The organism is Streptomyces flavotricini (assembly GCF_020639365.1).
GTDB classification, from domain to species: domain Bacteria; phylum Actinomycetota; class Actinomycetes; order Streptomycetales; family Streptomycetaceae; genus Streptomyces; species Streptomyces flavotricini.
In genome coordinates, this window is record NZ_JAINUL010000001.1 from 884,182 (window position 1) to 906,457 (window position 22,276).

General features: G+C 71.9%; 19 protein-coding genes and 2 pseudogenes. 8 read left to right on the top strand and 13 right to left on the bottom strand.

Translation table 11 applies throughout. The annotated features are described in order from the left end of the window. Positions 1–169 precede the first annotated feature (169 nt). The 4 genes from K7B10_RS04335 to K7B10_RS04350 all read left to right on the top strand — a co-directional run bounded on the left by K7B10_RS04335 (position 170) and on the right by K7B10_RS04350 (position 5,560). Positions 170–1,846, top strand: a complete 1,677-nt coding sequence (locus K7B10_RS04335) for an NAD(P)/FAD-dependent oxidoreductase (RefSeq protein ID WP_229334606.1) — start codon at positions 170–172, stop codon at positions 1,844–1,846. Further along, positions 1,843–3,324 (top strand): ATP-binding protein, encoded by a 1,482-nt coding sequence (locus tag K7B10_RS04340; protein WP_229334607.1) that lies wholly within the window; start codon positions 1,843–1,845, stop codon positions 3,322–3,324. Before K7B10_RS04335 ends, K7B10_RS04340 begins: the two co-directional genes overlap by 4 nt. Before the next feature lie 35 nt (positions 3,325–3,359). Then, on the top strand, positions 3,360–3,716 hold the full coding sequence (locus tag K7B10_RS04345) for a UBP-type zinc finger domain-containing protein (protein ID WP_229334608.1): 357 nt from the start codon (positions 3,360–3,362) through the stop codon (positions 3,714–3,716). 473 nt (positions 3,717–4,189) lie between these two features. Further along, positions 4,190–5,560, top strand: coding sequence for a (2,3-dihydroxybenzoyl)adenylate synthase (locus K7B10_RS04350; RefSeq protein ID WP_229334609.1), 1,371 nt, complete (start codon positions 4,190–4,192; stop codon positions 5,558–5,560). A 48-nt stretch (positions 5,561–5,608) separates the two neighbouring features. On the opposite strand, the gene K7B10_RS04355 is transcribed toward K7B10_RS04350, so the two are convergent. From K7B10_RS04355 to K7B10_RS04375, 5 genes are all read right to left on the bottom strand, one after another. Further along, complete coding sequence (locus K7B10_RS04355; RefSeq protein ID WP_229334610.1) at positions 5,609–7,162, bottom strand: alpha/beta hydrolase; 1,554 nt, start codon at positions 7,160–7,162, stop codon at positions 5,609–5,611. A gap of 330 nt (positions 7,163–7,492) precedes the next feature. Beyond that, on the bottom strand, positions 7,493–8,842 hold the full coding sequence (locus K7B10_RS04360) for a carotenoid oxygenase family protein (RefSeq protein WP_229334611.1): 1,350 nt from the start codon (positions 8,840–8,842) through the stop codon (positions 7,493–7,495). Positions 8,843–8,875: 33 nt separating this feature from the next. Further along, positions 8,876–10,384 carry an MFS transporter gene (locus K7B10_RS04365; protein WP_229334612.1) on the bottom strand — a complete coding sequence of 503 codons (1,509 nt, stop codon included), beginning with the start codon at positions 10,382–10,384 and terminating at the stop codon, positions 8,876–8,878. 125 nt (positions 10,385–10,509) lie between these two features. Beyond that, positions 10,510–12,501: an RNA polymerase sigma factor gene (locus tag K7B10_RS04370; protein ID WP_229334613.1), complete on the bottom strand. Its 1,992-nt coding sequence runs from the start codon at positions 12,499–12,501 to the stop codon at positions 10,510–10,512. Between the two features lie 75 nt (positions 12,502–12,576). Beyond that, positions 12,577–13,830 carry a cytochrome P450, cyclodipeptide synthase-associated gene (locus K7B10_RS04375; protein ID WP_229334614.1) on the bottom strand — a complete coding sequence of 418 codons (1,254 nt, stop codon included), beginning with the start codon at positions 13,828–13,830 and terminating at the stop codon, positions 12,577–12,579. A 340-nt stretch (positions 13,831–14,170) separates the two neighbouring features. Here K7B10_RS04375 and K7B10_RS04380 point away from each other — a divergent pair. Continuing rightward, a pseudogene (locus tag K7B10_RS04380) lies at positions 14,171–14,519 on the top strand (hypothetical protein). A 50-nt stretch (positions 14,520–14,569) separates the two neighbouring features. Here the strand turns inward: K7B10_RS04380 and K7B10_RS04385 are convergent. Next, a complete protein-coding gene (locus tag K7B10_RS04385) occupies positions 14,570–14,923 on the bottom strand; it encodes a nuclear transport factor 2 family protein (protein WP_229334615.1) in 354 nt (117 codons plus the stop codon). Positions 14,924–14,993: 70 nt separating this feature from the next. Between K7B10_RS04385 and K7B10_RS04390 the strand changes: the two genes are divergently transcribed. Next, entirely contained in the window at positions 14,994–15,869 is an 876-nt protein-coding gene (locus K7B10_RS04390; RefSeq protein WP_229334616.1) for a LysR family transcriptional regulator, read from the top strand. 40 nt (positions 15,870–15,909) lie between these two features. On the opposite strand, the gene K7B10_RS40680 is transcribed toward K7B10_RS04390, so the two are convergent. The 3 genes and pseudogenes from K7B10_RS40680 to K7B10_RS04400 form a co-directional block, all read right to left on the bottom strand. Next, positions 15,910–16,251 carry an FAD binding domain-containing protein gene (locus K7B10_RS40680; RefSeq protein WP_267501676.1) on the bottom strand — a complete coding sequence of 114 codons (342 nt, stop codon included), beginning with the start codon at positions 16,249–16,251 and terminating at the stop codon, positions 15,910–15,912. An 18-nt stretch (positions 16,252–16,269) separates the two neighbouring features. After that, positions 16,270–16,614: pseudogene (locus tag K7B10_RS40685) on the bottom strand (FAD binding domain-containing protein); the annotation flags it as partial. A gap of 181 nt (positions 16,615–16,795) precedes the next feature. Then, a complete protein-coding gene (locus tag K7B10_RS04400; RefSeq protein ID WP_229334618.1) occupies positions 16,796–17,071 on the bottom strand; it encodes an isoamylase early set domain-containing protein in 276 nt (91 codons plus the stop codon). 454 nt (positions 17,072–17,525) lie between these two features. On the opposite strand from K7B10_RS04400, the gene K7B10_RS04405 reads away from it, so the two are divergent. Further along, positions 17,526–17,882 carry a carboxymuconolactone decarboxylase family protein gene (locus K7B10_RS04405; RefSeq protein WP_229334619.1) on the top strand — a complete coding sequence of 119 codons (357 nt, stop codon included), beginning with the start codon at positions 17,526–17,528 and terminating at the stop codon, positions 17,880–17,882. A gap of 406 nt (positions 17,883–18,288) precedes the next feature. Next, the gene (locus K7B10_RS04410) at positions 18,289–19,371 is read left to right on the top strand and encodes a terpene synthase family protein (protein WP_229334620.1); all 1,083 of its coding nucleotides are present in this window, start codon (positions 18,289–18,291) and stop codon (positions 19,369–19,371) included. Positions 19,372–19,488: 117 nt separating this feature from the next. On the opposite strand, the gene K7B10_RS04415 is transcribed toward K7B10_RS04410, so the two are convergent. Genes K7B10_RS04415 through K7B10_RS04430 form a run of 4 tightly spaced genes read right to left on the bottom strand, consistent with a single transcriptional unit; the run spans position 19,489 to position 22,256 of the window. After that, positions 19,489–20,913: a cytochrome P450 gene (locus K7B10_RS04415; protein ID WP_229334621.1), complete on the bottom strand. Its 1,425-nt coding sequence runs from the start codon at positions 20,911–20,913 to the stop codon at positions 19,489–19,491. Beyond that, complete coding sequence (locus K7B10_RS04420) at positions 20,910–21,533, bottom strand: GTP-binding protein (RefSeq protein WP_229334622.1); 624 nt, start codon at positions 21,531–21,533, stop codon at positions 20,910–20,912. Before K7B10_RS04420 ends, K7B10_RS04415 begins: the two co-directional genes overlap by 4 nt. Then, positions 21,514–21,828, bottom strand: coding sequence for a DUF742 domain-containing protein (locus K7B10_RS04425; RefSeq protein WP_229334623.1), 315 nt, complete (start codon positions 21,826–21,828; stop codon positions 21,514–21,516). The genes K7B10_RS04420 and K7B10_RS04425 overlap by 20 nt, the downstream gene beginning before the upstream one ends. 38 nt (positions 21,829–21,866) lie before the next feature. After that, positions 21,867–22,256, bottom strand: coding sequence for a roadblock/LC7 domain-containing protein (locus K7B10_RS04430; protein WP_030863880.1), 390 nt, complete (start codon positions 22,254–22,256; stop codon positions 21,867–21,869). Positions 22,257–22,276 lie beyond the last annotated feature (20 nt).

Sequence of the window (22,276 nt, forward strand, 5' to 3'; positions counted from 1 at the left end):
CACCGCCCCGCGCACGCGGGACGGTCACCGGGAGTGACCTGGCATGGACCCGGAGCGCCCGTTCGGCGGGGTTCCGGGGCGGTCGGCGGGCATCGAACATACGATGGGCGGGAAACCGGCGCGGGCGGCTCGCCGTGCGGCCCGCCCAGAGCACTCGGGGTGGAGACGTATGGCACAGGCCGCCGATACGGCGCGGACCGTCATCCTGACCGTGGACGACGACCCGGGAGTCTCCCGCGCCATCGCCCGTGACCTGCGGCGCCAGTACGGCGCCGACTACCGGATCGTGCGCGCCGAGTCCGGCGAGTCCGCGCTGGAGGCGCTGCGCGAGCTGAAACTGCGCGGCGACCTGGTGGCGGTGATCCTCGCCGACTACCGCATGCCTCAGATGAACGGCATCGAGTTCCTGGAACAGGCCCTCGCCGTGTACCCGGGCGCACGGCGCGTGCTGCTGACCGCGTACGCCGACACCAACGCGGCGATCGACGCGATCAACGTCGTCGACCTGGACCACTACCTGCTCAAGCCCTGGGACCCGCCGGAGGAGAAGCTCTATCCGGTCGTGGACGACCTCCTCACGGCGTGGCGCTCCAGCGACTACCGGCCGGTACCCGCCACCAAGGTGGTCGGACACCGCTGGTCGGCCGGCTCCTCGCGCGTACGGGAGTTCCTGGCCCGCAACCAGGTTCCGTACCGCTGGTACTCCTCCGACGAGCCCGAGGGGCAGCGGCTGATGGAGGCCGCCGGGGCGGACGGGCAGCGGCTTCCGCTGGTGGTGACGCCGGACTGCACCGTGCTGATCGAGCCGGAGGCCGCCGAGCTGGCCGCCCACGTGGGGCTCGCGACGACCCCGGCCGCCGACTTCTACGACCTCGTCGTCATCGGCGGCGGACCCGCCGGGCTCGGCTCGGCGGTGTACGGGGCCTCCGAGGGGCTGCGCACCGTGCTGGTCGAGCGCTCCGCGACCGGCGGGCAGGCCGGCCAGAGTTCCCGCATCGAGAACTACCTCGGCTTCCCCGACGGAGTCTCCGGCGCACAGCTCACGGACCGTGCCCGCCGCCAGGCCGGCCGGTTCGGCGCCGAAATCCTGACGGCGCGCGAGGTCACGGGGCTGGAGGTCAACGGCGCGGCGCGCGTCGTCCGCTTCTCCGACGGCTCGGCGGTCGCCGCGCACAGCGTCATCCTGGCGACCGGGGTCTCGTACCGGCAGCTCCGCGCGCCGGGCTGCGACTCGCTGACCGGCTGCGGGGTGTATTACGGCTCCTCGCTCACCGAGGCGGCGGCCTGTCAGGGGCAGGACGTGTACATCGTGGGCGGCGCCAACTCCGCCGGGCAGGCGGCGATGCACCTGGCGCGCGGCGCGAAATCGGTCACGCTGCTGGTGCGCGGGGAGTCCTTGAAGGCGTCGATGTCGTACTACCTGATCCAGCAGATCGAGGAGTCGGCGAACATCACGGTGCGGACGCGGACCGTCGTCGAGGAGGCGCACGGCGACGGACACCTGGAGCAGCTGACCCTGCGGGACGTGGACAGCGGTGCGACCGAAATCGTCGGCTGCCAGTGGATGTTCGTGTTCATCGGCGCGGCCCCTCTCACGGACTGGCTGGACGGCACTGTGCTGCGCGACGAGCACGGGTTCATCCTGACGGGGCCGGATCTCACCGCGGACGGGCGGCCGCCCGCCGAGTGGGAACTGGACAGGCCGCCCTACCACTTGGAGACCAACATCCCCGGCGTGTTCGTGGCGGGCGACGCGCGCGCCCAGTCCGCGAAGCGCGTCGCGTCCGCCGTAGGAGAGGGAGCCATGGCCGTGATGCTCGTCCACCGGTACCTGGAGCAGTCATGACCGGGCAGCCGATGCCCTGCAGCCCGCAGGAGATCGCCTCGCTCTTCCTGTTCGAGAAGCTCTCCCCGGAGCAGCTGGGGCGGCTGTGCTCCGAAGGGCGGGTGGAGCGGTTCGACGTCGGCCCGGTCTACACCGAGGGCGATCCGGCCACCTGCTTCTACGTGATGGTCGAGGGCACCGTCGTGCTGTCCCGACGGGTCGGCGGCGACGACGTCGAGGTGAGCCGCACCTCGCAGCGCGGCGTGTACGCGGGCGCCATGCAGGCGTACCTGGGCGACCGGGTGCCGCAGACGTACAACAACTCGATGCGGGTGACGGAGCCGACGCGGTTCTTCGTACTGCCCGCGGAATCGTTCGCGGCCGTCATGCGGGACTGGTTCCCCATGGCCGCGCACCTGCTGGAGGGGCTGTTCTTCGGTTCGCGGAACACGCAGCGGGCCATCGGCCAGCGTGAACGGCTGCTGGCGCTGGGATCGTTGTCCGCCGGCCTCACCCACGAGCTCAACAACCCGGCCGCGGCGGCCGTACGGGCCACCGCGACGCTGCGGGAACGGGTGGGCAAGATGCGGCACAAGCTCGCGATCATCGCCCAGGGCCCCTACTCGCGCGAGGCGCTCGCCGACCTCATCGAGATCCAGGAGCGCACTGCCGAACGGGTCGCCAAGGCGCCGGTGTTGAGCCCTCTGGAGGCCTCCGACCGGGAGGACGAGCTCGCCGACTGGCTCGACGACCACGGCATCCAGGAGGGCTGGCGGATCGCGCCGACCTTCGTACAGGCCGGGCTGGACACGGACTGGCTGGAGCAGGTAGCGGCGACCGTGGCCGAGGACATCCTGCCGGGGGCCATCGGCTGGCTGAACTACACGGTGGAGACCGAGCTGTTGATGGACGAGATCAACGACTCCACCACCCGCATCTCCCACCTGGTGGACGCGGCGAAGCAGTATTCGCAGCTCGACCGCGCCCCGCACCGGGTCGTCGACGTCCACGAGCTCCTCGACAGCACCCTGCTGATGCTGTCCGGCAAGATCGGTCGGGGGGTGCGGGTGGTCAAGGACTACGACCGCTCCCTGCCGGACGTTCCCGCCTATCCGGCGGAACTCAACCAGGTGTGGACGAACATCATCGACAACGCCGTCTTCGCCATCGCGAGCACCGGCGGCGAGGGCACGCTGACGGTCCGCACGGCACGCGAGGGCGACCGGCTGCTGGTGGAGTTCCGCGACACCGGGCCCGGTATCCCGGCGGACGTCCGCAGCCGCATCTTCGACCCCTTCTTCACCACGAAGCCGGTCGGCGAGGGTACCGGTCTCGGCCTCGACATCTCCTGGCGGATCGTGGTCAACAAGCACCACGGCAGCCTTCAGGTCGAGTCCGCACCGGGCGACACCCGGTTCCAGGTGCTGCTGCCGCTGACCGCCCCGGAATCCGAGACCGCGGAAACCGGGGAGACCCCAGAGACCCCAGAGACCTCTTAGACCACCGCGACCACCGCGACCACCGAGGAGCCGGCATGACCGACGACATCAACGGAATCGACCCGAGCGTCCCGCCCGCCGGAACCGGCTGCGTCGACTGTGACGCGGTGGGCGGCTGGTGGTTCCACCTGCGCCGCTGCGCCCAGTGCGGCCACATCGGCTGCTGCGACTCCTCGCCGGCGCAGCACGCCACCGCCCACTGGAAGTCCGCCGGCCATCCGCTCGTGCAGAGCTTCGAGCCGGGTGAGGAGTGGTTCTGGAACTACGACACCGACGCCCTGTACGAGTCCGGGCCCGCGCTCGCCCCGCCGTCCGCCCACCCGGCAGACCAGCCGGCCCCCGGCCCCGCCGACCGGGTCCCGCAGGACTGGACGAGGCGGCTGCACGGCTGACGGCGCCGCGGAGGCAACCGGCTCCAGAACGGGCACACACGACCCGAAGGCGGCATTCGACCTTGCGGATGCCACCTACAGTGACAAATTTTCCTCTTGAATGATTGACTGGGCGCATCAGGCCACCGCGGCCTGATCCGTGTCCGGATGCCGTCGCCCTGCCAGGCCGACCGCGGGCTGACCGACACGCACACCGGCCCCGTGACGGTCGAGCGGCTCTCGCCGCCGTGGGGAGCACCGGTGATGGCCCCTGCATGCCGATCAGCGGTGTTCGGCACGCAGGGGCTTCATGCGCCCCGGCCTCCCCGCTCCCCGCCCCACGGATGAAACGCGTCTGCACCGGGAACACTTCCGGCTCCGGTCCTGATTGGACCTTCCGCTGATCGCGGCCGGCATCCGTGGTGCGGAAGGCGCATTGCACAAGGGGGTGTTGACGGATTGGCTTGGTCCAGGAACGGGACCGAAGGAAGCGAATGGCACCCATGCTCACCGGCTGTACACCCTGGCCCGAGAAGTTCGTCGACCGCTACTGGGCGGCCGGGCACTGGCGCGGCAACACGCTCGACAACCTGCTGCGCGGCTGGGCCCTGCAGTACGGACCGCGGACCGCACTCGTGCACGACGGTGGCGCCCGCACCACCTACGCGGGCCTGAACCGGCGCGTCGACCGTGTGGCCGCCGGACTCCGGTTGCGTGGCCTGCGGCCCGGGCAGCGGGTCGTCGTCCAGCTGCCGAACGTTCCCGAGTTCGTCACCACCGTGTTCGCACTGATGCGCATCGGCGCGGTCCCGGTGCTCTGCCCCGTCTCGCACCGCTCGTCCGAGGTGTCCCACATCGTGCGGATCACGGAGGCCGTCGGTTACGTCGGACCCTCGACGTACCGGGGCTTCGACCACACGGCGATGGCCGCCGACATCGCCGCCGAGGGCCCCTTCCTCCGGCGGGTGTTCACCTTCGAGGCGCCGGGCGAGTCGTCTCCGTACGGCGGCTTCTCGACCGATCCGGCGGGCTGCCACTACTTCCCGCTGGGCTCCCTGGACTCCCCGCCCGGGCCGACGCCCGCGCAGAGCTCCGACCGGGTGGCGCTCTTCCTCCTCTCCGACGCCGCCACCGGCGCGCCCCTGCTCGTTCCTCGCACGCACGACGACTACGCCTACCAGGCACGGGCCGCCGCCGAGCTGGTGTCCCTCACCGAGAACGACGTGTACCTCGCCGCGCTGCCCGCCGAATCCAACCTCGCCTTCGGCTGCCCCGGCATCGTCGGCACCCTCTCCGCCGGCGGGACCGTCGTCCTGGTCGAGAACCCGGACCGCGTCGATGACTGCCTGGCGGCCGTCGAACGGGAGCGGGTCACGATCACGTCGGTGACGCCCGACGCCGCCCGGCACTGGACCGACGCACTCCCCACGGCCCGGGCGGACTTGAGCAGTCTGCGTCTCCTGCAGGTCGGCGGCCGCGCGCCCCTGCCCCGGGCCAGCGCCGAACGGATCGGCCCCGCGTGGGGCCGTCGCCTCCAGCAGGTCTTCGCCATGGCCGAGGGGCTGCTCACGCTCACCCGGCCCACCGATCCGGACGATACCGTGCGCACCGCGCAGGGCCGCCCGCTCTCACCCGACGACGAGGTCCGCATCGTCGACGCGGACGGCGCGGACGTACCCGACGGGGAGCCCGGCGAACTCCTCGCCCGCGGCCCGTACACCCCGCGGGGCTACTACCGGGCGCCCGACCACAACGCACGCTCCTTCACCGCCGACGGTTACTTCCGCACCGGCGAACTCGCGCGGCGGACCCCGGAGGGCGGCCTGGTCATGACCGGCCGCCTCCGGGAGGGGCCGAGGCCGTAGGCGGCCTTCACCCGGCCGGAGCCGGGCCGCCGGCTGCGCGCCCCGCCCCTACCGGGACGGCGGCGGGTTCTGGCAGCTCACGTCTGCGGCGGGCAGCCGGCCGGTGGCGAGGTACTTGTTGACCGTGGCGTCGGCGCAGGAAGCCGGGTCGGAGAGGTACACGCCGTGCTTCTCACCGCCCAGCGCCAGCACCATCCGCGAGCCCTTGAGCGCCTTGTGCAGGCCCTGGCCGCTGGCCAGCGGGGTCATCGGGTCCCACTCGTTCTGTACGGTCAGCACATCGGCCCGGGTCTTCATGGGCGTCGGGGCCTCAAGCGGCCGCTGCCAGAAGGCGCACGGCTTGATGTTCGACGCGAAGTCCCCGTACAGCGGATACTTCGCCTTGTCCCGCACCGCGTCCCGCGCGTACTGATCGGGGTCCCGGGGCCAGGCGTCCGTGTCCCCGCACACGACGGACCAGTAGGCGGCGGTGCCGTTGTCATCCGGGTCTGCCGCCGGGCCCGCCGCCGCGGTGTTCAGCACGGGCACCTTCGGTCCGGAACTGCGGGCACCTTCCCGCAGTTGCCCCAGATCCGGCGTACCGCCGCCCGCCGGCGGGTGTCCGGTGTCGGCCAGCGCCTTGAGGAACCGGATGACGGCCGAGGCCCCGTACGGGGAGAAGAACAGGGACGGGTCGGCCCTGAGGCCGTCACCCGTGTACTTCTCCCCGCCGTGGACGATCGGATCCCGGTCGGCCCGGGCCACCAGGTCCCAGAAGGTGGCGGACACCTCTTCGGGCGTGGTGCCCAGCCCGTACTGGTCCGAGCGCTCCGCGGCCCACCGCGTCCACCGTGCGAAGGCGGGCTCCGTCTCGGTGGCCCACACCTGCATCATGCCGCGCCAGACGCGCTGCGGGTCCACCCCGCTGTCCAGCACGAAGCGGTCGGTGCGCTGCGGGAACATCTGGGAGTACACCGCGCCGAGGTAGGTGCCGTACGAGTAGCCCAGGTACGAGATCTTCCGCTCGCCGAGCGCCTCCCGGATCACGTCCAGGTCGCGGGCCGTGTTGCGGGTGGTGATGTGCGGGAGGACGTCGCCGGACTTCTCCCGGCACTTGTCGGCGATGCCCCGCGCCCAGGTCACGTCCGAGGCGAAGGTCTCCGGGTGGTACGCGCCCCCGACCCCCCGCTCGGCCGCGCTCAGCCCGCCACAGGTGACCGGGCTGCTCTCGCCGACCCCGCGCGGGTCGAAGCCGATGAGGTCGTACTGCTCCCGTACGTCCTTGGGCATCTCCGTGTTCAGGACCATCGGCCGGAACAGCCCGGGGGTGCCGGGACCGCCCGGGTTGAAGAGCAGGACTCCGCGCCGCTTGCCCGGGTTCTCGCTCTTCATCCGCGATATCGCGAGATCGAGCGTGCGTCCCTCGGGGTGCTGGTAGTCGAGCGGCACCTTGAGGGTCGCGCACTCGTACGCCACCGGCTGGTCGGGACTGCAGCGGTGCCAGTCCGGCTTCTGGCGCATGTGGCCGGGGGTCTGGGCCGCGGCCGCCTGGGGCGCCGTCAGCAGGGGCAGGGAGGTCGCGACGAGTCCGACCGTGGCAAGGAGCGGTGCGAGGCGTTTCATGGAAGGCGTGTCGTCTCTCTCGGGTGAAATCGCTGGTGCACCCACCTTGTTGCACCGGCGGGTACCGGCGAATCCCCTGCAAGAGCCGTCCCTGATCCCTCTCCCGTACCACGCGATATCCGGCCAGCTGGCCGGAATCGGGCCCCGGAATTCCTCCTTCGCCCCGCGGCCACCGCCCGCGCCCCCGGTAGTCCGCTCCGCCTCAAGTACGACGTTCGGTGTGATCCGGACGGAGCACGCGCTCTCACGTGGTGCAGGTGGTGCCGGAGCCGCGGGAGGGGATGCCCGCGGCTCCGGCCGGTTCCTGCTCCTTGGTGGGCCCGTGGCGCCCTACCGGGCGCTGTCGGGGATCCAGGAGCCGTGGAGTCCGGCGCCCACCCGGTGGGGAAGGTGGACGGTGGCGACCCGCTCGAGGCCGGAGGCGTCCAGCACCAGGAGCTGCGACGCGTCCTGCTTGAGGTCGGAGACGACGGTCAGCAGATAGCCGTCGTCCTCACAGGTGGCATGGGCTGCGGGGACGAACACGGCCTCGCTGGGCATGCGGGCGTCGCCGACCTGGTGGATGCGGCGGGCACCGGTCGCGCGGTCGTACTTGACGACGCCGTAGCCGCCGAGCCCCTCCTCGTTCGGGAAGGAGATGGCGTACTGGTAGCGGTTCTCGGCGCCCAGGTACTCCTCGTTGAGGGTCGGGAACTCCACCGGCAGGTCGTCGATGATCTGCTCGTCGACGGTGCCCGCGGACATGTCGAGCACCCAGCGGCGGGTGTAGGAGCGGCTGACGGGCTCGCTGCCGCGCCCGGGGGCGCCGACCCACCAGTTCCAGGAGAGCCGGAAGCCCTCGCGGTCCACGGTGGGGCCTTCCAGGACGACGCGGCCCTGGCCGTCCTCGTAGGCGTTGGAGACGTGGAGCATGTTGCCCGGTTCGATGGAGAACCAGCGGATGTGCCGGGCGCCGTCTTCTCCGCGCGGCATGACGCCGATGCGGGCGGGCTGCCGGTCGCTCCAGCTGTAGGGGATGCCGGAGGCTTCCGTGTGGTCGAAGGTGACGTTCCCCTCGACGAACACCACGTGGCGGCGGGTGAGGGCGAAGTCGTGCTTGAGCGCGGCGGTCGCCCCCGGAACCTCGGCGCTGTGGGTGATCGACCCCTTGGCGTCGGACACGTAGTGGGTCAGGAACGGCGGGAACGGCGAGGACCCGAAGAAGTGGAGTTCCCCGGTCACGGGGTCCTCCTTGGGGTGCGCGGTCATGGCGGTGCGCAGCTTGCCGTCGAAGTCGTAGGCACCGACCGTCTCCAGCTCCGGGGTGAGCTCGAAGGGGAGGTTCGCCTCGCACAGCGCCAGGAGGCGTCCGCCGTGTTCGATGACGTGCGTGCCCGCGGCGCTGGCGGTCAGGTCGGGTCCGTGCTCGGTCATGTAGGGGGCGCCGTCCAGGGCGGGGGTGTGCACCCAGCGGTTGCGGTACCACTCGGCGCGGCCGCCGTTCAGGCGGATCCCGTGGACCATGCCGCTGCCCTTGAACCAGTGGGTGGGCGTGACGCCGGGCTTGGGGTTGTGTCCGTTGCGCAGCAGCCGGCCGGTCAGCTCCGGGGGCAGGCTGCCCTCGACGGTGAGGCCGGTGGCGGTGACCTCCTCGGCGACGGGGGTGAAGTGGCCGGTCAGGTACGGCTTGGCAGTGCTCATGGCTGGTGTCTCTTTCATGGAGGTGATGTGTGGTCAGGCCGCTTGTTCGGCACGGGCTTTGGGATGGGCGGGTACGCCCGGGGTGGTTTCGGTGGTCCGGGTGCGCGGCTTCGCGCTGCGGGTGAGGAACAGGGCGAGGAGGGCCGTGGCCGCCAGGACCGCCGCGGATACGGTGAAGGCGGTGCGGTAGCCGGCCGTGAGGGCTTCCAGTGGGGGCGTTCCGGCGGACGCACCGGCGGTGACGGATCCGGCCAGTGTGGCGAGGGCGGCGAGGCCGATCGCCCCACCGACCTGCCGGGTGGTGTTCACCAGTCCCCCGGCCAGACCCGCGTCCTGCCGCGGGACGCCGTCCACGGCGAGTGCCGTGAGCTGGACGAAGGCGACGCTGAGGCCCAGCCCGACCAGGACGCTCGGGCCGAGGACGTCCGTCAGGTACCTTCCGTCGGCGCTCATCCGCGACAGCCACAGCAGCCCGGCTGCCTCGGTCAGCAGGGCCGCGGTCACGGTCGCGGTGGCTCCGGCGCGCCGGGCGAGGCGCGGGGCGAGCGCGGAGCCGAGCATGTGGGCCATGGCGAGCGGGAGTTGCCCCGCTCCGGTGGCCAGGGGGCTCGATCCGAGGACTTGTTGCTGGTAGAGCGGCAGGAAGAAGAAGAGGGCGAGCCATACGGAGCCCAGCAGGGCCATCAGCAGATTGCCGGCGGCGACCCGGCCGGTGGCGAACAGACGTGCCGGGATCAGCGCGTCGGGCCGACGCAGCTCGATCACGGTGAAGGCCGCGAACAGCGCGGTGGCGGCGCCGAGGGCGCCCAGCACCCGGCCGTCGGTCCAGCCGGCCCCTCGGGCGGTGGTCAGGCCCCAGACCAGGCCGGTCAGGGCGAGGGTGACGGTCGCGGTCCCCAGCAGGTCGAAGCGCCCGGCCGCCTCCCGCCCGGCGTCCCGTCCCGCGTCGCGGGGTACGAGTACGGCCACGGCGGCCAGGACCAGCGCCGATCCGAGCGCGACCGAGTGGAAGATCCAGGGCCAGCCCCAGGCCTGGGTGAGCGCCCCGCCGAGCAGGACACCGCCCGCCGCTCCCGCGCCGGAGACCGCTCCCCAGACGCCCAGGGCCCTGCCGCGCTCGGGGCCGGACGCGGCCCGGTCCATCGCGAGGGCGAGGGCGGCCGGGGCGATCGCGGCGGCCCCGAGTCCCTGCACCGCGCGCGCCGTGATCAGCACGGTGGCGGAGGTGGCCAGCCCCGCCGCCAGCGAGGCCAGCGCGAAGAGGGCGAGTCCGGCGATCAGCACCCGGCGGCGGCCGAGGAGGTCGGCGACCCGGCCACCCGCCAGGAGCAGCGCCCCGAACGCCAGGCCGTAGGCGTTGACCACCCAGGTGGTTCCGCCGTCCGTGAGGCCGGTGCCTGCCCGGATCTGCGGGAGCGCCACGTTGACGATCGAGGTGGCGAGCATGACGGTGAACTGGGCGGCGGCGAGTGCCGCGAGGACCGCTCCCGGGCCGGGGGGCCGACGTACTGACCGGTCCGTCTGCGCGTGTGCGTCGTTCATGGGGCACACACTCGGCGCGGACGGTGTCCACTATCCAGGCCCTGCGGGCGCGGACGCTGTCCACTCCTGTCCGCAACCGTCCACGAGGTGCGGACGGCCCGGCCGGCGGCACGCGGCCGCCGTCCCTACCGGGGGTCGTGCAACTCCTGCTGCCACAAGGCTTCGCAGAGCAGGTCCAGGCCCTGACGCAGGTGACGGCGGTAGGTGCCGTACGGCAGGCCGAGGCGCCGGGCGGCGGCCTCCTGGGTGGGCGCACCGGAGAAGTAGCCCGCCGCCAGGGCCTCGCGGGCCCGGACTCCGCGCGGATCACCGGCGAGTTCGTCGACGGCCCGGCGCAGCAGGGCACGCAGCTCGTCCACCGGGTCGGCGAAGTCGGCCGCGAGACGCGTGCGCATCAGCGCGCAGGCCGCGAAGGCGCCCGCGTCGCGCCAGTGGGCGAGGGCCTCGCGCACGGCCTGGTCGAACGCGGCCCGCGACACGGGCGACGGCCCGGACCGGACCGGTTCGTCGGTGGCCGATATGAAGCGCATGAGCCATGACTCCACGGGTACGTGGCGCCAGTCCACCCCGAAGACCCCGTACGTGTGGTCACCGACGCGCGGGCGGGCCCCGGTGTCGTCGAGGGTGCCCTTGACGCGCGCCGCCCACGTCTCGGCGTCCCGGTACACGGCGAATCCGTACGCGCGGCCGCGGGCGCGGGCCGCCTCGGCCTGGGCTCGGGAGCTGCTCAGGTCGATGACGCGCGAGGGAACCTGGTACCGCTCGGGGTAGATCGAGAAGCGGCTGACCCCGATGTGCTCGCCGGGGCTCACCGGCTCGACGGCGTCGGTGTACTGCCACGCGGCGGCGACGACCGGGTCGGTGGCGAGGTCCTGCGGGTCGGGCGGGGCCGGCAGGGCGAGTCGGGCCGTGAACGCCACGATCCGGCCCGTGCTCACGAGCCGGTAGACGCTGAAGGCCTCCGGCTGGCGCCGCGCCCAGTAGCGGACGAGCTCGGCGGAGGCGGCTCCCTCGGTCTCCTCCGTCATCCGCAGCACGGCATGCATGTCGTCGGGGTGCAGGGGCCGGTCGTGCACCTCGTCCTCGCGAGACCAGGAGCGCAGCCGGGCCAGGGTCGCGCCTTCCCGGAAGAGGTAGAAGAGTTCGTCGGTGACGGTCCACACCCGTTCCTCGGGTGCTTCGCGCAGGATGCGCAGGTACTCGTCCGCGAGGCGCCGGCGCATCGTCTCGAAGGCGTTGGGCGCCCGCCAGCGCAGGTCGGCGGCGAGCGTCTCGCGTGCGGCGTCGTGCGGGTGGAGCCCGCGGTGGGTGGATTCCATGAACGGCAGGTCCCGCAGCCAGGAGAAGAGCTGATGGGCATCCTCTTCGGGCAGCACCGCGGTGAGCAGTTCCTCGGACGTCGAGTGGGCCTGCGCCGCCACCTCCAGGGCGCGGCGGTGGGCCGCCGTGGGCACCTCTCCGATCAGCCCCGCCAGCAGGGTGCGCAGTACGTCCGCCGTGGGGGCCCAGATCTCCTCGCGGCCGCAGCCCTCCGATCCCGCCGCGGCCGCCAGGGACAGGGCCAGTGGGTTGCCTCCGGCGAAGCGCAGGACGCGGTCCCGCAGCTCGGGCCGGATGTCCGCCGCGGCGAGCAGGCTGCGGGCCTGTCCCTCGGAGAAGGGCTCCAGTTCGGTCACGTGCAGGAGCCGGGACCAGGCCGGGTCGGCGGTCCACTGCGGCTGCGGGGCGCGTCGGCCGGCCAGGACGACCAGGGTGTCGTCCGCGGCGCGGGGCAGGAGGTGGTGCCACAGCCAGCTCTCCAGCCACTGGCAGTGCTCGAAGGAGTCCACGAACAAGACCGTGCCCGGAACGTCCAGGAACGGGCCGGCGGCGCGCTCGAAGTCGGCCGGATCCCGGCTGACGAACCGCCCGTCGAGTTCGACGAGGAGTCGGCCGGCCGCTCGGGCGCGGTCCGCCAGGCGGCGCAGCAGCGTCGACTTCCCGATGCCGCCCGGCCCGCACACGTAGAACGCGAACGGGGCCTGCGGATCGCCGGCCAAGGCCTCTTCGAACCGGCCGAGTTCCTCGTCCCGGCCGACGAAGGCCCGTACGCGCGCCCTGCTCAGTCTTTCCCCCACGGACACCATGGCGGCTCCCAACTTCCTTGTGCGTGACCCGGCTTCGGCAGGTCGAACGGAGATCCTAACGGAGGGTCATGGGGTGCTCGCGAGGTCTCGTTCGCCGAGGTGGACGGGGGTGAAGTCCAGGGACAGCGCGACGGGGCCCCGGGTGTACAGGCCGCTCTCCCGGTAGCGGGGGCCGGGGCTGTGGCGGACCTGGTCGAGCAGGGGCAGGAGCATGGCGGCGACGGTCTCGATCTCGGCGCGCGCGAAGGCCGCGCCGACGCACTGGTGGAGTCCGGTGCCGAAGGACAGGTGCTGGGCGGCGGCCGTGAAAGAGCGGGCGGTGCCCAGGTCCGGGCGGTGGATGTCGAAGGTGTCCGGGTCGGCGAAGGCGGCGGGGTCCCGGTTGGCCGCGCCGATCATGCAGAAGACGGTGGCGCCGGCCGGGACGGCGGCACCACCCGCGAACACCGTCTCCCGCTCCGCCCGGCGGGGGATGAGCTGGACCGGCGGGGTGTGGCGCAGGGTCTCGGCGATGGCGGCGGCCAGCAGCTCGGGGTCCCGGCGGACCTGTGCCAGCTGCTCGGGGTGGTCGATGAGGTGCTTGAAGAGCAGGGCGAGGGTCTTGTCGGCGGGCTCGGTGGCGGCCACCAGGACGTTGATGATCAGTGCGGTGACATCGCGATCGCTCATGGCGATGCCGTCGAACTCGGCGGTGCACAGCTTCGATATCAGGTCGTCGCCGGGGTGTCGGCGCCGCTGTTCGATGACGGGGAGGAGGTACGCCTCCAGCCGCTCGGCGCAGTCCAGGCAGTGGCGGCGGCGCTCGGGGGTGAGGGCCATGCTGGTGATGAACTCGGCGACTCCGCCGTTCCACGCGGCCACCTGTCGCCAGTCCCGTCTCTCCAGACCGAGGACGTCGAGCGTCACGTGGACGGCGAGGGGTCTGCCGAAGTCGTTGACCAGGTCCATCCGGCCCCGGGCGAGGAAAGGGGCCATGAGTTCGACGGCGTTGGCGCGGATGGCGCGTATCTGCTCGTGGAGGGCCTGCCCGGTGAAGGCCCGTACGACGATCTTGCGCTTCGCGGTGTGCTCGGCCCCCGTCATCTGCGCGAGGACCGGACCGCGCATCACCGGCTCGGCGCGCACCTGCAGCGTCTCGGTCGTGAACCCCTCGTGGTCGGTCAACACCCGCTTCACGTCCTCGTGGCGCGAGAGGAAGTAGCTGTCGATGCCCGGCTCGTAGTGCACCGGAGTCCGCTCCCGCAGCCTGGCGAAGTGGCGGTAGGGGTCCGCGGCGAAGTCCTCGGACAGGACGCTGAAACGGGTGTTGGGGACGTGCACGGTGGTGCCCTCTCACATACGCGGTACGCGGAACGGCAAGGGCCTCGCCGAGACGCGAACGCGACCGAGCACGACCAAGCCGCGCTGCAAGACGTACGGATCAAGCCACGGGTTGCGCGCGGAACCACACGAGGATCGCACGTACGTCGTCGAGTTCCGCCGGGTCACGGGTCTGTCCCATTGGACGGCGGCCGCGGGAAGGGGCGGAACGGCGGGGCGGAACGGGCGGGTCTTGGTGATCGGAAACGCCCGCTCGCACAGACCGGCCCGTACCGACCCGCTCCTACCGACCGCACCGGGTGCCCCGCACTGCCGACCGATCGATCCTGAGGAAGAAACGATGCGCGTTCACAAGCTCACCCTCGCCGCCGTGGCCGTCGCCGCGAGCTTGTCGCTCACGGCCTGCCAGAACGGCGAGGACGGCGCGGGGCAGAGCGACCCGTCGTCCGCGTCCTCCCCTTCGTCCGCCTCGTCCGCGCCGGCCGCGTCGCCCTGGGGCGGTTCGGACCAGGGCGGCGGGAAGGCCTCGGGCGCGACCGGCTCCGGCGGGAAGGGTGGTCGTGACCCCGCCGGACGAGACGAAGTCGGTCACGCTCGCCTGGCCGGGCGCCGCCACGCTGCCCGTCACGGAGGACGGCGGCTCCCCGGTGAAGGTCGGCCCGATCGGCAGCGCCGGCCAGGGCGGCTGACCCGTACGCCGTGCCCTCGTCGCGCCGGCCGGCCGAGGGCACCGCGGGGGTCAGCGGCTCTGCTGCGCAAGGATCTCCCGCGGGTCGAAGGCGACGCGGATCCTGGTGATCTTCCCGTCCTCCACGTGGCTCCAGTTCGCCGTGGGGGCCGGCGCGGCGCCCTTCGTGTGCAGGTCGAACCAAGTGATCACGTCCGTGTCGTCGGCCACCCGGGCGTGCACCTCGATCCGTTCCAGGATCCGGCCCATCCCGCGCAGGCCGGCGATGCATTCCTCCGCGCCGCGGGCCCGGCCGAGTGCGCCGACGAAGTCGACGTCGTCGGCCAGCAGACCGCGCAGCGTGTCGAAGTCGCCCGTCTCCCAGGCGGTGAAGTATTTCTCGGAAATCTCTGCCGGAGTCGTCATGCGTCCAGGCTCCCGCAGGAGCAGCCATCAGTCCAACAGATGATGACGATGGTGACTATCATTAGGGCTTATGGAACTGCACCAGCTGCGCTACCTCGCCGCGGTGGTCGACGAGGGCACCTTCACCGCCGCGGCCGCACGGCTGCACGTCAGCCAGTCGGGCATCAGCACGCAGGTGGGCAAGCTCGAACGCGAACTGGGGCAGCAGCTCCTGGAGCGCACGGGACGCCGGGTCCGGCTGACGGCCGCGGGTGAAGCCGTACTGCCGCTCGCCCGGGCGGCGCTGCAGACGCTGGACAGCATCGAGGACACCGCGGCCCGGTTCGCCCGGGCCGTCCGGGGCCGGGTCCGGCTGGGCATGATCAGGGGCTGCTCGATCCCCGGCTTCCTGGACGCCGTCGCCGGACTCGGGCGGACCCACCCGGGCATCGCCTTGAGCCTCCACGAGGAGGACTCCGACGTACTGCGGTCCCAGGTGCTCGCGCGCTCCCTCGACCTCGCCCTGATCGCGTTCGCCGGGCGGGCCGACCCCGCCCTCGACACCGTCGTGATCGTCGACGAGCCGATCGCCGTCGTCGTACCCGAGGGCCACAGGCTGCGCCACGGGCCGGTGCGCCTCGCCGACCTGGGCGAGGAGAAGGTCCTCTGCCTCCCGCGCGGTACCGGGATCCGGGAGGCGTACGAGCGGTCGTGCCTCCAGCGCGGGATCGAACCCCGTGTACAGATCGAGGCCAGCTCCCCGCAGACCCTGCTCGGGCTCGCCCGGCGGGGAGCCGGTGTGGCCGTCCTGAGTCCTTCCTCCGGGGCCGGCGAGGGCCTGGAACCGGCCGTCGTCACCGACGCCGCGACGCACGCCTGCCTCGGCCTGGCCATCCGGCCGGACCACCGGTCCCCGGCCGCCCGGCTGGTGCTGGCCAGGCTCCGGGAGTCACTGGGGGCACCCTGAGGCCGCCGGGGCGCGGTCTCGTCGCGCCAGCCGGCGGGCGTCAGGCGCGGGGCGCCCCGTCGTCCACGTCGTCCCACTCGCGGAGCGTGGCGACCAGGACGTCACGCTCCAGCCCAACCTCGTACGCGTTGGCACGGGCGGTGCGCGCGGTGGCGAGTTCCTCGAGCGCAGCCGCCGCGAAGCGGTCCGCGGTGGCCGGCGCACCCCTCAGGAAGTCTTCCGCCCGCCGCGCTCGCCACGGCGTGGTCGCGAGGCCGCCGAACGCGATGCGCACGTCCCCGATCCGGTCGCCGTCGGGATCGACCGCCACGGCGACCGACACCAGCGCGAAATCGAAAGAGGCGCGGTCGCCGACCTTGCGGTAGCGGGCGGAGGCCGCCATCGGCAGTGCGGGCAGCTCCACCGCCGCGATGAGTTCACCGTGTTCGAGGACGGTGTCGAGCTCGGGCCGGTGCCCGGGCGGCCGGTGGAGGGAAGTGACGGGAATGCGGCGGGTGCCCGACGCGCCCCGTACGCAGACCGTCGCGTCCACCGCGCACAGGGCGAGCGCCAGGTCGGAGGGGTGCACGGCCGCGCAGCTCTCCGAAGCGCCGAGTACGGCATTGCGCTCGGCGTGACCCTCCACGGCCGAACAGCCGGATCCGGGTTGCCTCTTGTTGCACGGGGTGTCCGGATTCAGGAAATACGGGCACCGACTGCGCTGCATCAGGTTCCCCGCCAAGGTGGCCATCTCGCGCAATTGGGGTGAAGCAGTCGAGGAGGGACATCCTGATGTCGATCGCCAGACGGCACCGCTGTCCGTTGACGTTCAGTGCGATGTCGGCACGGACGGCCGGGCCGTCCTCGACCACCTCGGGTGACGGTGCGCTGCGCACGGGGCGTGACCCCGTTGCGGTGGTCCGGGCGCCGACACGGCCGGCGGCGGTTCAGGTGTGGAGGCGGCTGTTGGGTCCGTCCTGGTCACCGGCGGATTCGTCGTTGAACCAGTAGTCGCCCGCCGCCAGGTACCGGAAGGAGTGGCTGCTCTTGCTCTGCAGCTCGATGGTGACGGCGCGCTTGCCGTCCTTGCGCGGCCGGAGCGTGTGGACACCGGGCTGCCAGCCGTTGAAGTCGCCCACCACGCTGACCGGGCCGGGCGGCGTGTCGGCCGGGAGGATGAAGGTGACCTTGGTGCGGTCCTTGTTGAGCGTGCGCTCCAGCATGTGGGCCTCCAGACGGCGAGGGGGACTGCTACGGGCACATCCTCGGCGGCGGATGCCCGCCCTGCACGCCGACGCCGCTGCCCGAGTACCGACGTCACCCGCCCACCGCATCGCCGGGCGGGTGAGTAGGGGACGCGGTACGGCCTTCGGGGGCGTAGTCGGTCACGCGAGGTACACCGAGTGGCCATTTCTCCCCTCCACGTGGGCGGGGGCCCGGCTCGTGCGGCCGGTCCGCGGCATCCATGGCGCCTCCCACGGCCCCCGTCGGCATCCGGACCCACAGGGCCCACCCGGCGCACCGCCCGGCCCCGGGTGCACTCGTGCACCCGTACGACCCAACGGGCGCGGGCCCCACGGGACACCTAACCTGAAACGGCACCGCCGACACGCCCGTGATCCCGCGGTCAGCGGGCGGCGCGCCGGCTTCGGATCAGCACCGAAAGGCGATACCGACATGGCCACCAGCTCTGACGCCCCCGTCCTCGACACGCTCGCGGCAATGACAGTCGACTCCATCGAGCACTGCGGCATGGACGAGAAGACGCTCATCACCACCCGCATCGCCGCCCTCGTGGCCATGGACGCACCGGCCATCTCCTACCTGGCCCACGTCAACCCCGCGGTCAAGGCCGACTTCACGGTCGAAGAGCTGCAGGACGTGCTCGTCGCGATCGCCCCCGTCGTGGGCACGGCACGCGTCATGTCGGCCGCGGGCCACATCGCCCAGGCGTTCGGCGTCGTCATAGCGATGGCGGAGGCGGAAGCCGAAGCCATCGCCAACGCCGAAGCCGAGAGCCGCAACATGCCGTGATGCCCCGCCGGATCCACTTGACGCGCTGGCCCACGCCCACGGGCACGGGCCAGCGCGATCGATTTTGAGCCAAACCCGACCAGACTGATCGTTTCCTTGGCACAATCCTGCTCTGATCGTGGCCGAAGACAGCCGTACAGGGTTGCAGATCGGTCGCAGTGGGAAGGGTTGGTGCGCCAAATGGCGGAAACTAGTCGCCGTCCGTCCCCGTAGTGGATCGTCACGCCCTGACGCCGAGCCGGTCGGCCCGGCCGTTCCCGATGGTGCAGCGCGTTCACGTCCTCGTATGACGCAGCGAGTCTCCGATCGCTCGCTCACGCCCTTGACCTGGGATGTCGTTCCGATGGCAGCCGGCTCGCGGTTGTGGTCCGCGCACCGATGTGCGCCAAGAGGGAGGTAGGGACCCATGAAAGTGCAGGACATCGAACTTCCCGTATTGCGGATGCCGCACCAGGTGCGGCTGAATCCGTACCTGCCGGTCCTGCGCCAGGAGACCGAGACGTGGGCGCGCGAGATGGGCATGCTGACCGGCGACGAAACGCCGTCGGCACGGCCGATATGGACCCGGTCCCAGTTCCACGCGATGGCCGTCGACCAGCTGACGGCATGGACGCTCCCCGACGCCTCGCTCGCAGGCCTCCGGCTCAATCACCGGTTCAACCTCTGGGCCCTGGCCTGGGACGACCACTTCGCCGCCGCTTTCAAACAGACGGGCGACCTCGCCGGCGCGCAGGCCTTCACCGCCCGTCTCCATGCCTTCCTGCCTCCGGACCCGGGCGCCCGGTTGCCGGAGCCGGCCAACGCGATCGAGAAGGGGATGGCCGACCTCCAGCAACGCCTGTTCCCGCCGAGACTCGCGCACTGGCGGCAGGGCCTCAACCGGGCGCTGGCGGACTACGTCGACGCCGGAGTCCAGGAGCTGCTCAACAGCCGCGCCGGCCGCGTACCCGACCTCATCGAGTACGCCCAGTTCCGCCGTGAGAGCTTCGCCGCGTACACCGCCCCCTACTCCGTCGAACTCGCCACCGGCGCGCGGATACCCGAGCGCATCCGGCACACCCGCACCGTCCGCGCCCTCCTCGACGCCTTCATGGACTACATGGGTCTGGCGAACGACATCGCCTCCTACCAACGGGAAGTCCACGACGAGTACGACGTCAACAACCTCGTGGTCGTCCTCGAGACGTCCTTGGGCATCACCGTGCAGGAGGCGATGCACGCCGCCGCGGATCTGGTCTCCGCCCGGCTGCGCCACTTCGAGCACCTCATACGGAGCGAACTGCCCCCGCTCGTCGAGAGGGCCGGACTGGACCAGGCCGAACGGGTCGAGCTGGAGGCCTGGCTGCGCGGCGCCCGGAGTTTCCTGTCCGGGCTCCACGCCTGGTACACCGGGGCGCCCCGCTACGCCCCCGTGAGCGGCGCCGTCCCGGTACAACGGGCGGCGGGCGCCGCGGCGCCCGCCCGCGAGCGGCACCCCTCGGCGAGGTGAGGCGGCGGGACGCCGGGACGCCGGGACGCCGGGATCGAGGCGAACCGGGGGCCGGCGGACCGCGCCGCCCGGCAGCCCCGCCGGCCGCGGGCCCGGCGCCGATCCGCCGTACCGGGCCTATCCCATCCCCAGGAACCGCCTCAGCCGTGCCCGCCACGAGACGCGGGGGGCGGAATCCGGCAGCCGGGGTGCCACGGGCATCCCGACGGTCGGCGGGGGCGGCGGCGGCAGCGGCCTCGCCAGCAGCTCACGGGATTCACGAGGACGGGCGGCGAACTTCACGGGCAGCGCCGTCAGGTGCCGGGCCCAGGTCGAGGAGCGCCAGGTGAGTTCGGACCCGGGGACGGCCAGGCTGATGTCGGGCAACCGGGTGAGCAGGATGTCGATGCCGGTGTCCGCGATGACACGGCCGATGTCCTGGCCGGGGCATTCGTGGGCGCCCGCGCTGAAGGACAGGTGCGCGCGGTTGTGGTGCACGCGGGTCGAGGGATCCCGGCGGACCGCCTGATCGACGTTGCCGGCGGCCAGGCCGAGCAGCAGCATGTCCCCCGCCTTGATCTCCTGCCCTCCGAGCGTGGTGTCACCGGTGGCCCAGCGGCCCGGGCACACCATCAACGGCGGCTCGTCCCACAGCACCTGCTCCACCGCCTCGGGCAGGGTCATCTGGCCGCCGGCCAAGGACCCGCGGAACCGCGGGTCGCTGACCGTCATCCGCAGTACGTTGGCCATGAGGTTGGCCGTGGTCTCATAGCCCGCGAGCAGGATGAGGCGCAGGTGGTGCTGCACCTCCTCGTCACCGAGACCGGCCGGGTGGGCCATCAGCACGGATGCGATGTCCTGTCCGGGCCGGATCCGCTTGGCGGCGACCAGCTCCTTGAGGGTCTCCAGTACGTAGGCGTTGCTGGCGAGCGACGTCTCGGTGGCCTTGAAGAGGTCGCGGGCGGCATGGACGAGCTTGGGAGCGTCCTCGTCCCGCATGCCGAGCAGGTGGGTCAGGACGAGCATCGGCAGGGGCTCGGCGAAGTCACCGACCAGCTCCGTCCTGCCGCTCTCGCAGAACTCGTCGATCAGCTGGTGCGCGAAGCGGGTGATGTGGCGGCGGATCCCGCGCTGGTCGAACTGGTTGAGTGCGGCGGTGACGGCGCCGCGCAGACGCTGGTGCTCCTCCCCGTCCGCGCACACGCAGTCCGGACGCCAGCCGATCATCGGCACGAGCGGCGAGGTCTCGGGGTCGATCTCACCACTCGTCCAGCCGTGCCAGGTGCGGGGATCACGGGAGAACTGGGTGGAACGGGTGGCCACATCACGGTTCTCGAGGTAGCCGAGGACGAGCCAGGCGCGTACGTCCCCCTCCAGCAGGACGGGCGCCACCGGACCGTGCTCGGCTCTCAGCTTCTCGTAGAGGCCCATGGGGTCGGTCTCGGCGGCGGCACCGTGGAGCGGGGTCGCTCCCCCGGTGCCCGTGCTGGAGTGGGCCGGGCAGCCCGGGGGCGGGACGAGCCCCGCTTCGGTCGTGGCGCGGTCGGCGGGCGGGACGGTCATGCGGACTCCTGGGCGGCGGCGAGGGTGCACAGGTAGCCCATCAGCGAGAGCAGGGCGTCACGGCAGGACGACCGGTCGCGCGCGTCACAGGTGACGATGGGCACGGATTCGTTGAGGTCCAGCGCAGTCCGCAGGACTGCCACCGGGTGCTGCGGGGCCTCGGGGAAGGAGTTGACGGCCACGACGAAGGGGACGCGGCGGTCTTCCAGGCGGGTGATGATCTCGAAGCAGACTTCGATCCTGCGCGTGTCGACGAGGACCACCGCGCCGAGCGCGCCTTCGAAGATGCCGTTCCACAGGAACCAGAAGCGCTCCTGGCCCGGCGTCCCGAAGAGATAGAGGATCAGCTCCTCGTTGATGCTGATGCGGCCGAAGTCCATGGCGACGGTGGTGGTGTTCTTGCCCTCGGCACCGGGATTGTTGTCGATCCCGACACCGGCCTGCGTCATGGTCTCTTCGGTCGTCAGGGGCGCGATCTCGCTCACCGCCCCGACCATCGTCGTCTTGCCGACGCCGAAGCCGCCGACGATCACCACCTTGACTCCCCTGGCGCCGTACGGCAGCAGCACGTCGGTGCCGCGGGGCCCGACGGCGGGTGCGTCAGAGATTGCGTAGTCCATGGATCACCGCCTCCAGAAGGCCGAGTTCGGGGACCGCGGCGACGGGAACCGGGGCGATCGCCTCGACCCGCCCGTCCTCGACGAGCTGCGAGAGCAGTGCCGTGAGGACGCTGAACGGCAGACTGAGATACGCGGATATCTCGGCCACCGACAGCGGGTACTGGCACATGGCGAGGATCGCCGCCTGCTCGGGCTGCATCGCGGGTTCGGGTACGGACCTCGATGTGATGAGGGTGACCAGGTTGAAGGCCTTGGCCGACGAACCCGGGCCACCGGAGATGACGTAAAGCGGCACGGGACTGCCTTCGTCCCATGCGCCGTGGTGCTCTGATGTCACATCGCCTGCCCGACGTCATCACGCGGGGGGCTCGTCATGTGCTGGCCGATCCTGAACACGAGCGTGCGCATGCGGTCGCCCAGCAGCCCCGCGTCCACCTCCTCATCGGCCAGTACCGCGAGGTAGGCCCCGGGTCCGGCGGCCATCAGGGAGAAGTACCCGCCGTCGACCTCGATCCCGACCATGCGCGTCGAGCCGTCTCCGTGCGGGAACTTCTGCGCGATGGCCTTCGCCAGGCTCTGCATCCCCGAGCAGGCCGCGGCGATCGCGTCAGCGGTGTCGGTCTCCGTGTTCGCTTGACCGATGCACAGACCGTCCGACGAGAGGGCGACCACGTGTCGCACGTAAGGGACGCTGGAAGCGAGCTCCTTGAGCATCCAGTCCATGTTGGGCAGTGGCGTCACGG